Below are 12,539 nucleotides of genomic sequence, written 5' to 3'. Positions count from 1 at the left end.
TGAACAGGCTCTACTCCTTCGGATTCGTCACCGGGTTTACCATGGGGTTCAGCATGGCATTACAAAAGGCGCCGTCATGCATGATTTGCTGCCACCTGAGAGTAACCTGGAGTTGCGCCTCGCCCTGCGATTTCGCCAGGATGGCGTTTAACTCGGAGTTAAACTTGATGCCGATCTGGACCTCCCACTCGGTTGGGCGTGTTTTCTCCGTCATCTTCAACACAGCTTCGCTTACATTCGAGGCACAGGCTCCGATCAAATCCCGGGCGCTGGCAAAGGCGTTCTTCACCTGGTGGACACCCCCTTGCGCCGCGCCCAATGGATCAGGAGGGAATGCCCCATCATGCCTCGACAGAAGGGTCTGTGTATCCACCAGGTCTCCCACCTCGATAAAGACCTCAACCTCCTGCCCATTATATTGCACCGTATCACGAATAATAGCCATACGTCCTCCACCCAACATTTCACTTGTACCCGCGCCGATATTGTCAACTTAAGGATTTTGGTTGATGAGCTTTCACCACTTCGATGCTACTTTCCCCAAAATTCTTTAGAAAACACTGTCCGAATTAGGGCATCATCCCCACTTTAAGGTATGTTTCTCCTATATAATCTCTACAATTTTGCTTAAGTTGACAATACCCACCATCATTCAGCGCGGCCCATGCTTGCTGATGGAAGAGGATGAGGACGTGAGTGACGAGATTGCGAAAATCTTGCGCGAGGAGGGGATCACGGTCCTGGCCGGCATCACACCGCAACAGGTGGAACAGCTCAGTGACGGGCGTATCCAGTTGACCGTGCGCATCCCTCAAGGTGATCAGCAACTGACTGGCTCACATCTGCTGGCAGCCGCCGGCCGCGTTCCCAATACCGAAGCGCTTACCCCCGAAGCGGCTGGTATCCACTTGGACCAGGAGGGCTGCATCCAGGTTAATGAGCGACTGGAAACGAACGTTGATGGCGTCTATGCCATGGGTGATGTGAGAGGGGGGCCAGCGTTCACCCACGCCTCGTACGATGACTTCCGCATTGTGCGCACCAACCTGCTAGAGCAGGGCAGTGCCAGCACACAGGATCGCCTGGTTCCCCGTACCATCTTCATCGATCCCCAGCTTGGGTATGTTGGTCTGACCGAAAACCAGGCCAGAAAACAGGGGCGCACTATCCGTGTGGCGAAAGTGCCCATGACTGTCGTGCCCCGTGCCCTGGAAACCGGGGAGACGCGCGGCTTCATGAAGGCCATCGTCGATGCCGAGACTCAGCATATTCTAGGCTGCGCCATCCTGAGCATCGAAGGGGGTGAGATTATGACCATCATCCAGGTGGCGATGATGGGGCAGTTGCCCTACACTGCCTTAAAGGAAGGGATCTTCACCCATCCCACTCTGGCGGAAGGGCTCAACACGCTGTTTATGGCACTCGATTCTTAGGGAGATGTTGCTACAGATGAAACTGACAGGAAAGTCGAGTCGTGCACTAGAACTTTCGTACCAGGTCTCAGTTGTCACTTCTCCCAACAATAGCTCTTTCGACCCATGACGTCCTCTCTCCTCTTCCAGTATACTTCAAGAGTCAGAGATCATCCGCTGTATAGGATGAGCGATTTCACTGATATCTACATTGTATAGCTCGCTTGTTTCTTGAAGCTATCACATCATTTCAAGAGACTGCTTGAGGTTTGAGCAGGTATATATCTTCGCTATCAGGGATGGGGACACGTGAAAGGGAGGTTGACCGCACGATGATAAAGACAACGCAGACCAAGTATCTCACTCAGCGCAGGAATGAGACGCTCCTCACAACACTTCTTGAGACGCTTCCTGGGGCTTTGTTTGTCATGGATGACGACGCGACCATTGTGTATGCCAATGCCAGCGCGCAGACCATGCTCGGCACCACACAAGAGGCGCTTGTTGGAAACAGCTTCTGGTGCTTCGCTCCCCACCTGGTGAGCACCGCGCTCTATCAGGCGGTGCTCAAGGCCAGGCAGACGCGGAAACTGACCGACGTGGAATATCGTTCCCCGGTGACCCAGACCTGGTTCCATGCACAGATCTCGCCCACCGAAGTGGGCCTCGCGGTCGTGTTCCAGGAAAACACGGAACCAACGCAATGCCAGGACGCCCTTCGCCAAAGTGAACAGCGGTATCGGGATCTCCTGGAGCACAGTGCTGAGCGGGTCGCGATGTTGACACCGGAGGGACTGATCCTGGAGATCAGTCAGCGTCCCTTGACGGACGCGCAGGTCCAGCTCGAGGAGGTGATTGGCAAACCGCTCACCGCTGTTTCCTGGTGGTCGTCTGTCCCGCATGCCCAAAGGCAATTATGTGCGGCGATCGAACAGGCCAGACAGGGAGTGACGGTACGCTTTGAAGCCCGCATAGACCCACACCCAGGAAGGTGCCTCGACCTTGCCGTGACGCTGACACCTCAGAGCGGGACGAATCAGCAGGTCGAGTATCTGATCTGTACGGGATTCGATATTACCCAGTACAAGCGCGCGGAAGAGGAGCTTCATATGGTGCTCGATACTGTGCCCCAATTTATCTGGGTCAGGCAGCCTGATGGTTCCATCGCCTACTGTAATCGACGCTCGCACGATTACGCCCACGAGATGGCCGAGCAATGCACAGAGGATGAATGGCTCCAGCAACTGCCTCCCGCTGACCGGCAGTGCATCCAGGGTATGTGGCACACAGCCCCCCGAACGAACATCACGTCTGATGAAGCGGCCTCGCTTCAGTTTGTACATCCTGAGGATCGAGAGCGGGTCCTGGCTCTTCAGCGCCAGGGTTTGGAGGCAGGGGAACCCTATGAGTTTGAATATCGTCTCAGAGAGAGACAGCCGGGCGCCTATCGCTGGTTTTTATCACGAGGTGTGCCTCTGCGAAACGAGGCGGGGCAGATCGTCCAATGGTTTGGCACCTGCACCGATATCCAGAGGCAGAAACAAACCGAGGAAGCCTTGCGTCAGAGCCAGGAACGCGTGAACCATCTCATGAATTCCAGCGTGATCGGGATCTTTTTCGCTGAAGGCGACGTGGTGGTGGAAGGGAACAACACCTTCCTGAGGATGACGGGCTATAGCCAGAACGACCTGAGCCAGCGGCGCCTCACCTGGGGCAGGCTCGCCCTGCCAGGCTTGAAGACCTCGCTGACCCAGCAGGCGCACCAGGAACTGGTCGTGCAGCAATATACCACGCCCTTTGAAGCCGAACTCGTGTGTAAGGATGGCAGCCGCCTGGACGTGCTGATGGGTGGCGTGGCCTTTCATGGGGAGGTGCTCCAGGGCATCGGCTTTGTGCTGGACAATTCCGCGCACAAAGAACTGGAACGGCGCAAGGATGACTTTCTGTGCATGGCCAGCCACGAGCTCAGAACGCCGCTGACAGCGGTCAAGCTCCAGACCCAACTGCTGAAAAAGCGCCTGGTCAGGCAGAGCCTGCACGAGGCAGCGGCAGCGCTTGCACGCCTGGAGGAGCCGCTTCACCTGCTGGAACGGCTGGTCGGAGAGCTACTGGATATTACCAGGATTCAGGAGGGGAGACTCGAGTACCTTCAGGAGCCAGTGGATCTGGATACCCTGCTCCAGGAAGTGGCGGACACCATGCAGCAGATGGACCCAACCCATACCATTGCGGTGCGTGGCACCGTTTCGCGCCTGCTTCTCGGGGATAAAGGCCGCTTAGCACAAGTCTTTCTCAATCTGATCAGTAATGCGATCAAGTATGCTCCTGATGCCCCGCTGATCGACATTGAGGCGAGCGCATCGGCGGAAGCCGCCACGATAGCCGTGCGCGATCACGGTATCGGCATCCCACAGGAGCAGTGCGAGAAAATCTTTGAGCGCTTCTATCGGGTAAGTAATCCGAGCCAGCTCATGGTCCCCGGCCTGGGGATGGGGCTGTCCATTGCGATGGAGATTGTCAAGCGGCACGGCGGAACCATCACTGTGGACAGCGAAGTGGGCAAAGGATCAACCTTTCGCGTGACACTTCTACTCACCAGGGAGAACTGACCAGGGAAGGGATGGCACAATGGGATCGAAGGCGGGTTGCCCAGTTGTCAGGCGCTCATCCGGGAGCAGCAAGGGGATGTGGGCGTCACCAGCACCAGGGGAGAGAGTTCAACCTTTCGGTTTCCCTTCCCCCTGGTCAAGGAGAGCAAACATCCACAGAAAAACACCAGCGCTGGCTCATCAGCAGAAACAGGCGACAATCCATATTCTCGCCTATTTCCTTTCCTTCGGGGTCTTCATGGGAAAGTTTGGATCTCCCGCTGCCTTGGTGAAATAAACTCATCAGCAAAAGATTAGAGGAATACCCTGGTGCATCAGTAGCTCTTTCCCGACGCAGTGGAGCGTCTCCGCAATTGCCGATTCACTAAAGTAAAGGAAATACAACTATGCGTTTACAAAGAGAAACGGCGTTGGTCACCGGTGGCACATCGGGAATTAGGCAAGCGCTTGCCTAATTCTTTGCCCGTGAGAGGGCACGTGTGGTGATCAATCACCCTCCAACGATTGGAAACATGGGTTCGCACTTTGTAACATGTAGCACAAACCACTTTTTATCATCGTAAAAGTTAGTTGACTAACTTTAATGCAGGAGAACACGATGCGATTGACAAACGGTCAGCACTTTCCGACGATTACGGCTTCGCGTGTTGGTGGTGGTGAAATGACGCTTCCCCAGAGTACAGCGGGCAAATGGACGGTGTTGCTGTTCTATCGCGGTCACTGGTGTCCGTATTGCCGACAGCAATTGATGGATTTTCAGCATGCTTTAGAGCAACTTCATGAAATAGGAGCCGAGGTCGTCGCCCTGTCTGTGGACCCGCTTGAAAAGGCCCAGGAGACGGTGACCAAGCACCATCTCACCTTTCCGGTCTTGTATGGCTTGGATGCTCACGACATCGCGCAGAAGATAGGAGCCTATATCAACGAAGACCCACTCTACTTGCAAGCCACTGGATTCGTCTTGCAACCCGATGGCACCATTGCTGTCTCTGTCTCTTCCAGTGGCGCGATTGGTCGTCTTGTTGCTGCCGACACCATCAATTTCATTAAATATATGCAGCACCAGAACCACTAACAACAGGGGGCCGCGCTCTCACATGGGCTCTGTTGCGAAAATAAAACTGATCTGTTAGAGTGGAAGAAAAAGAAGAGATAGAGGACTACCCATGACAAGGCAGCGCTCGTTCAAATGGCGTCATGCGCGAACCCGAAATCATTCTCCTCTGTGTTCGGTGGTAAAATTATTTGCAACAGAGCCTTTCAGATCGCTACAGGTTCAAACGCCCTGTCACCTTGCGTACGTCCGCAAGACCAGATAGGATGATAGGGAAGCTTTACGAGAGAGTGACGAAATCATCCCAACCGCTCCGGTATTGAGGGGAAAGGAGTAGACTGTTATGACCACCAATCTTCGGCTCGATGACCAGTTCCCCGATTTTGAACTGCCGAATCACCAGAACGAGCCCATGCGACTCTCCCACTTCACCAAGCCCAGTTTCCTCGACACCCACCTGGGGTTCCAGGACGGGTATCCGCTGATCCTGGTCTTCTTTCGCGGGTTCTTCTGCCCGCGCGACCAGCAGCAGATGCGGCAACTCGTGGAGTTCCAACGCGAACTGGCGGTGAATTATGGCAAGCTCGTGGCGGTAAGCGCGGATCCACCGCTCGTGCAGGCCGCGTTCCGAGCGGGCCTGGGGGCGCAGTGGACGTTCTTGTCGGATGAACAGCGGGTCGTCATCAAACAGATCAACATTCTCGACGAGACGGAAGGCGAGTATGCCTATCGTGCGCAGCCGTACACGTTTGTGCTGCGGCCAGACTTGCGCATCCACACCATCTATAATGGCTGGTACTTCGTGGGCCGCCCCACGACTGAAGAGCTGCGACGGGATCTGCGCGCGATCATGGAAACCCGTTCCGATTATCGCTACGAGGCGTATGACACGCCAGAGGTGCGGCGGATTCGCATTCCCCAGCAGGAGTGGCTCAAGGGAAGTCCTGCATTGGGGGAGAACGGCTTGCCGATAGCCCAAGGAGTCGTCCGCTGGTTTGACTCCAACGCGGGGATCGGTATCATCGTGAGAGAAGAAGCAGGCGAGGAGATCTTCTTCCACTTCACGGCGCTTCCTGGACAGGGCTACCGCACGATCAGAGCCGGCGTTCCAGTGCAATTCGAAATTGTCGAGGGGAGGGCCGGCCTGGCCGCACGGAATATTCAGCAAATCAATCTATGAGGAGGTGCTTCTTTCATCTAGCGCGCTCGTTCCTTTTTTCACGCCCATTCGACTTCACATTCCCCTCTCTCGCGGTCCTTTCTCCGCTTGTGAGATAGCCCAGGCTGCATTCACCCACGGGATGCGCAACGAGTTTTACCTCAGCCGTAAACTGGCTTGAAAGCGTCTCTCATTGCTTCGTTATTTCTCTAAGGCAGAAGTATTGTTGAGTCCTTACCAGCAAAAGTGAGAACATTAAATTGGCCTGCGAAGCCACCTCAGCTGAAGATCCACCTCGTTGCGCATCCCGTGGGAGCAGGTATTTCTTGGCTCTCACATGTCTCACTCGGCAATGAGTGTCGTTGATTGCGATACAGGACTATGTGGTGATGTAAAAGGTCGTCAAGGCGCACATCGTCGTCTCTAGAGCCATTCCATATAGAAGCTCAGCCTCAATTGGGATAGGTAGGTGCCTCACGGCACTTTCCCCCCGATGAACCGTGCGTGCGACTATTCACCGCACACGGCTCTGATAGCTTATGCCTCTTCTCTGGCTCTGGTCGTTAGCCTTTCGGCATCGTCTGGTTACAGTTAGCAGAGATATGTCTGCCATCTACCTTTTCCCAGATGATTCACTCCCTTTCCAGATTATCCGCAAGAGCCACCCGCCTCACGTCAGCCGCCTTTCAGCGTGAGTATTGCCCTATCTGTCCAGTTATGAATTCCTGTTGCCTTTCGGCTGACAGCCTTCGCTTCTTGAGGCATCTTTCTCCCACTGGGGCATTCTGCATCCCTTACGGTCTACTTACTCAGATTGCCCTGAGACCCCAATGGGGTTTCCAAGTTTCACATTGCAGAGATACGTTCGGGGTGGGTGCCTTCTTTACTCCGGGATCTAGGTGTCCACACATACCGTTATAACGACCAGTATGCCTATCGACCCAATCATCATCGTCACAACCGTTTTTCGATGACCCGTACTAACGAAGCCTCATCAAAGGTTCATTTGCATTCACCCGTCCGAACTTCCCCTGGCCCGGTTTGAGTCTACGGTTGACCCTCTCCTTAGACGTTAACGCGAGCTTCACACCCCACCGTTACCAGTGACGCATGTCGCGTTTGGGGATGAGCATTGGACACGTGCTCACATTTCTGACTCACGCAATGTGACTTCTTGTCGCACGTTATATGGTACGTCGTACTCTGGACTTTGCACATTTTTGGAAAACCCTGCCGACAGCCCCTCTGTCTCTTATCGATCTGGGACTCGTCAAAAAGGGCCCGAGAAGGCTGTCTCTCGGTTCTCTGACACACTGAGCACTCATAGAAGGAAGTTTTCTCGATTCTGGCGGAAATGGTGATGTCAAAAAACGTCTTTGTAGAGCCCAGCCCATGCACAAGATATTGGGCTCAAAGCTCTCCGCAAGCTATGTGAGTATACCTTCAATCTCGAAGAGCTGAGGCTTCGCCTCTAAAAAATGTGCAAAGTCCAGGTACTTTTTCGTCAGAAAAACACTGACAGGCCAGTTTAGCGTAGGAGGCTTTTTTGGCCTAGCATCCACTTTTTTTGAGTTCCTCATCACTCTGGTGGTTCTATGGGAAGCTCAAAAATCCGGGATGACTCATAACAAAAAGGTAGTATCAACGTAACCCTAAGAGTCGAGCGTCATAAACAGTGCTTTGAGCCCTTCAGCCAGGGTGGGATGCGTGAAAATGCCATCTCTCAAGGCGGTGTAGGGCAGCTTGCCCATCATCGCTACCTGGATGATGGTCATAATCTCGCCGCCTTCTGCTCCCAGGATGGCACAGCCCAAAATTTGTTGGGTATCGGCATCGACGATGGCCTTCATGAAGCCGCGCGTCTCGCCGGTTTCTACGGCACGGGACACGGCGTTCATGGGCAATTTGGCCACCCGGATGTTGCGACCCTGTTTTCTGGCCTTGTTTTCGGTCAGGCCAACTCGCCCAAGCTGGGGATCGATGAAGATGGTATGGGGGACCAGACGACCTCGTGTGCTGGCGTTGCCCTGCTCAAGCAGGTTGGTGCGCACAATGCGGAAATCATCTAAAGAGACGTGGGTGAAAGCAGGCCCACCTTTGACATCTCCCAGCGCGTAGATGCCAGGAACGTTCGTTTCCAGGCGCTCATTGACCTGGATGTAGCCATCTTTGTCGAGGCGTATGCCAGCAGCTTCAGGGGTGAGCGCTTCCGTGTTGGGGACACGACCGGTTGCCGCCAGCAGATGCGAGCCGGTAATCTGCTGTTCTCCCTGAGGCGTGCGTATGGTCAACCGCATGCGCCCACCGTCCAGTGGCTCAATCTGTTGCGGCATTGTTTCGGTCAAGACCGTGATCCCTTCCTCGCGCAAAATCTTCGTGATTTCGTTAGAGACATCTTCATCCTCGTTCATGAGTAAGCGTGGACGAGGCTGAATGATCGTGACCTGGCTGCTAAAGCGGCGAAACATCTGCCCGAACTCCAGCCCGATATAGCCGCCACCAGTGATGAGCAGGTGTTCGGGGAGCGTATCCAGTTCCATGATCGTGGTGGAATTGAGCACAGGGACACTCTCGGCGCCTTTGATCGTGAGTTGTTCTGGTCGGTCCCCGGTATCGATAAAAATCAGTGGCGCGGTGATCTCTCGCGTCTCGCCGTCCTTGAGAGAAATCTCAAGCGTCTTCGGAGCGATAAAATGGGCCTCGCCCATTAGCAGATCGAGACCCCGTCCTTGCAGCGCTGTCAGGCGGCTCTCGTGGCTGTTGCGAACACCCTCGACTATACCTTGTTTGCGCTGGCGGACGGTCCGCAGATCGACCGAAATGGGGCCGGCGTGAACACCGTACTCGGCCCCACGTCTTGCCTGATAGGCGAGGCGTGCGCTGGCGACCATCGTTTTTGTCGGGGTACAGCCGAAGTTCACACAGACACCGCCTATCTGGTCGCGCTCGATGAGCGCCACTTTCCGGCCTGCTTTTGCAAAATCGATTGGGAAGAATCTACCGCCCTTACTGGCGCCGATCACAATTACATCATAGTTTGTCGAAGTCATTTGTGTTCATCTCCTTCTGGTGAGGCTGCCAGAGCTAAGGATACATCGGCCCCGGTAGCCGTTCTTGTTAAGTTTGAGTCTGAGAGCGCCCTCGACGATACGGTAGTGGTTAGATGGTAAGTGATAAGCCCAAATTATACTGAACAATAAACCACTTGGTAATCATTTCATGAGATTCGTCAGATTTGGAAAAGGACAACGTTTGTCGAACGTAGCAGCCTACTCGTTGACGCAAGGTGTTGTTCCAGCGTTCCATATGCGCAGTCTTCCCAGTTTCCTTCCCAACACAATGATGGGTTTCAGTTGGGAACACGTACTGATAGGCATGCCAAAAATCACTGAAGGTATGGCAGTGTTTGTATTCATGCGGATGGCTTGCCAAAGCCGAAGACAGGTCGCTTTGCTTCGGTCTCCAATAGCAAAGGCAACGATTTGGCAGGTTCGGCGGCACATTGCCGTCTACAACCACCGCGCCTGGTCTTTTTTGCGCACAAAACTCCACATTTCATCGAGTTCGAGCACATCATCTGGGGTCGCAGGCGGAAGGGTTTCTTTGACATCAGGCGAGTTCTGGACGTGCGCTTTGAGCCACCCCGCAATGGTTGACCGTGCCATGGCAAAGATTCGTGCCACTCCACGTAGGCTATACCGTTCCAGATAAGCCCGCAGCACGGTTTGTTGCTCAGTTTATGAAGACGCTTGCTGGCGTGAGAACACGATAGGTGCCACAGTCCTTGCAGTGGTATTGAGCATTTCCACAACGATTGGCTCCATTTTTGACAATATTTGTACTTCTACAGACACGGCAAACGTGTATCATCGTTTCTTGAATCATAACCCCAATTCTATCTCATCACTTACCACCTAACCACTACCCACCTGAGCAGTTATTCCCGGGGACAGCGACGAAGAACGGTCTCAAGTCATATCACTGATGAGCTAAACCTCGTTGCACACCCCGTGAGACGCAGGCGTCCAAAGAGGTCTTGTCAACTTCCAAAATTGTTGATGAGCTCTCACAGCTCCGACGTTATTTTCGCCAGGGTTCTCCTGGCTATCAGGTCAGAGATAGAGAGCTCTCTCCACGTTACGGCCATTTTTGGCATGGAAGCTCTACAACTTTGGCTGAGTTGACAATACCGGAAGATGAGATTACGTTCACCCTTCCAGGCTAAGCACAATTTTTCCCTGGTGGTGCCGTGTCTCCAAGCGCTCGTGAGCCTGGCTGGCCTTTTCCAAAGGAAACACCTGGTCGAGGTGGACCGTCAACTGACCGGCATCGACGAGCTTCGTTAGTTCGGCCAATTGTTGCCCATCGGGGCGGTAGTAGAGCAATTGCGTATCAATGTGACGGGTAGGTGTTACCTGCTCAAGATCAACAATCGTGACGAACCGCCCACCATCACGCACAACCTTCAGACTTCTTGCCGCCGTCTCTCCACCAACACAGTCCAGAACTGCATTGATACCCTTGGGATGAGCCGCCTGGATCACGCTCGCGAAGTCCGTCTGTGCGTAATCAATGAGTTCACTGGCTCCAAGCTGCTGAAGGTATGGATGGTTCTTACTGCTCGCAGTGGCAATGACGTGGACTCCTAAATGAGCAGCAACCTGAACGGCAAGCGTGCCTGTTCCTCCAGCCGCACCGGTAATCAGGAGCGTTTCTCCTCTCTGCATCTTCAGCACTTCATAGATTGCCTGGTAAGCGGTAAGCCCGCCGATAGGAAGCGCTGCTGCGTGCAAGGCATCGAGAGAGGATGGAGCTGGCGCGACGAGATGCGCAGGAACAGCGACAGACTGGGCATAATGACCAATGCCGACCTGATACGTCGTAGAGATCACGCGGGTTCCTACGTTCAGCCCGGTCACCGCAGCCCCTACCTGTTCAATGATCCCTGCTGATTCCCAACCAAGAATGAGCGGAAACTGTTGTCCTTCCAGCGTCAGGCTCCCCTGCCGCGCCTTCACATCCCACATTCCAACACCTGCTGCCTGAACGTGAATAATAACCTGGTCCGGGCCACAGGTTGGCGCAGGCAGGTCCATGAGCGTGAGACGATCAGGCCCGCCAAAGGCGGTAATGGCGATAGCTTGCATATGTTGTCCCTTGTCCTTTCACAATTCTTTTTTTCTTTTCGTTCTACCAACGTTACATATGTCTCCTAGAGAAGTCAGGCGGATTCTTTCAAACGGAGAGACTTTCTCTCCGTACGCTGCTTTCTGCCAGGATATGATGAGACGAGTGTGAACAAATGAGGTCGTGTTGCAAAAAATTTAAAGCTCAGCACATTGGGTAGAGCCACATTACCTGCACCACTTTCTCAGCCCAATTTTTTTGCAACACGACTATTCATGCTCGCTCCCTCTGGACATCTCCTTTATCTGCTTCGTCAAGAAACTTTCTTTTCCTGACACGAGAAGCATACTCCAATAATGGTTTTGTCAAAAGAGCCATTTTCAGGTAGGCGAAAGGGGCCATTGAAGAAAGATTTCAATCCGTGTCAAGACGTTCAGGAACGCAGATACCGTATGCCGAAATATAATGACCCCATAGAATAAGACAAAAAAATTGGAGGTTTGAAGGTGGAAAGGGAAGAGATGGCACCAGTCAGAAAAACCTATACAACTGAGTTTAAAATCAAAGTCGTGAAAGAGATTTTGCGAGAAGAAAAATCTCTCTCGCAGATTGCTTCAGAATACGGGACGCATGTGAATGTGATCTCTCGTTGGCGAGATCAGGTCCTGGCGGGTTTCCCTGCACTCTTTGATGACCGTGTGGCACAGGATCAAGCCGCGAAAGAAGCGGAATGGGAACGAGAACGAGAAGGGTTATACGCAGAGATGTTAGCCGATAATCTCCCTCTTGTGCTGACTCATGTTGGCTTGCTGGAGCAGGCGCATCTGAGAACAGTCCCTGCAGCAGATTATGATACTGCTGAAGTTCTATGAGTGTATGCTTACATGATTCACACTGCGCTATATGACTGGCAATCTGTTGCTGTTCTTCAGGAGGCAACTCTCCCGTGGCATATGCATCCAGGAGTCCATCCCTTTCCTCAGCGGGAAGGAGACAGCCATTGGCTGGATAGAGTGGCTTTTGACCGAATGTCATGACCGGGTCTCCCTATCTAACTGGCGATAAATAGGGTATTGTCAACTTAAATTTTTTTGTTGATGAGCTTTCACCACTTCGATGCCATATCAGCCAGAATTCTCGAACAAACAAGGACAAGAAACAGGGCACAATCCCCACTT

At 53.4% G+C, this 12,539-nt stretch carries 10 protein-coding genes and 1 pseudogene; 5 read left to right on the top strand and 6 right to left on the bottom strand.

The features are described from left to right. Positions 1-10 precede the first annotated feature (10 nt). Positions 11-445, bottom strand: coding sequence for a CU044_2847 family protein (locus KTE_RS46620; protein ID WP_201394328.1), 435 nt, complete (start codon positions 443-445; stop codon positions 11-13). A gap of 178 nt (positions 446-623) precedes the next feature. On the opposite strand from KTE_RS46620, the gene KTE_RS46615 reads away from it, so the two are divergent. From KTE_RS46615 to KTE_RS46600, 4 genes are all read left to right on the top strand, one after another. Next, positions 624-1,433 (top strand): FAD-dependent oxidoreductase, encoded by an 810-nt coding sequence (locus tag KTE_RS46615; RefSeq protein ID WP_307812083.1) that lies wholly within the window; start codon positions 624-626, stop codon positions 1,431-1,433. 311 nt (positions 1,434-1,744) lie between these two features. Next, complete coding sequence (locus KTE_RS46610; RefSeq protein WP_201394326.1) at positions 1,745-4,021, top strand: PAS domain S-box protein; 2,277 nt, start codon at positions 1,745-1,747, stop codon at positions 4,019-4,021. Positions 4,022-4,619: 598 nt separating this feature from the next. Further along, complete coding sequence (locus KTE_RS46605) at positions 4,620-5,096, top strand: peroxiredoxin family protein (protein ID WP_201394324.1); 477 nt, start codon at positions 4,620-4,622, stop codon at positions 5,094-5,096. Positions 5,097-5,487: 391 nt separating this feature from the next. After that, positions 5,488-6,255, top strand: a complete 768-nt coding sequence (locus KTE_RS46600) for a cold shock domain-containing protein (RefSeq protein ID WP_236601070.1) — start codon at positions 5,488-5,490, stop codon at positions 6,253-6,255. Between the two features lie 1,631 nt (positions 6,256-7,886). Here KTE_RS46600 and KTE_RS46595 read toward each other — a convergent pair. The 4 genes from KTE_RS46595 to KTE_RS46580 all read right to left on the bottom strand — a co-directional run bounded on the left by KTE_RS46595 (position 7,887) and on the right by KTE_RS46580 (position 11,381). Next, positions 7,887-9,284, bottom strand: coding sequence for a mercuric reductase (locus KTE_RS46595; protein ID WP_201394319.1), 1,398 nt, complete (start codon positions 9,282-9,284; stop codon positions 7,887-7,889). A gap of 109 nt (positions 9,285-9,393) precedes the next feature. After that, complete coding sequence (locus KTE_RS50410) at positions 9,394-9,735, bottom strand: IS1 family transposase (RefSeq protein WP_374226895.1); 342 nt, start codon at positions 9,733-9,735, stop codon at positions 9,394-9,396. Between the two features lie 8 nt (positions 9,736-9,743). After that, positions 9,744-9,899, bottom strand: a complete 156-nt coding sequence (locus KTE_RS46585) for a hypothetical protein (protein ID WP_201394316.1) — start codon at positions 9,897-9,899, stop codon at positions 9,744-9,746. Positions 9,900-10,442: 543 nt separating this feature from the next. Next, positions 10,443-11,381 (bottom strand): NADP-dependent oxidoreductase, encoded by a 939-nt coding sequence (locus KTE_RS46580; RefSeq protein ID WP_201394314.1) that lies wholly within the window; start codon positions 11,379-11,381, stop codon positions 10,443-10,445. A 501-nt stretch (positions 11,382-11,882) separates the two neighbouring features. Between KTE_RS46580 and KTE_RS46575 the strand changes: the two genes are divergently transcribed. Then, positions 11,883-12,233 (top strand): transposase, encoded by a 351-nt coding sequence (locus KTE_RS46575; RefSeq protein ID WP_201394312.1) that lies wholly within the window; start codon positions 11,883-11,885, stop codon positions 12,231-12,233. Between the two features lie 22 nt (positions 12,234-12,255). On the opposite strand, the pseudogene KTE_RS50405 reads toward KTE_RS46575, so the two are convergent. After that, positions 12,256-12,396, bottom strand: a pseudogene (locus KTE_RS50405) (hypothetical protein); the annotation flags it as partial. Positions 12,397-12,539 lie beyond the last annotated feature (143 nt).

It is taken from the genome of Ktedonobacter sp. SOSP1-85 (genome assembly GCF_016587415.1).
Taxonomy (GTDB): domain Bacteria; phylum Chloroflexota; class Ktedonobacteria; order Ktedonobacterales; family Ktedonobacteraceae; genus Ktedonobacter.
Note: the sequence above shows the minus strand (reverse complement) of the source record. Positions and strands in the feature narration are given on the sequence as shown.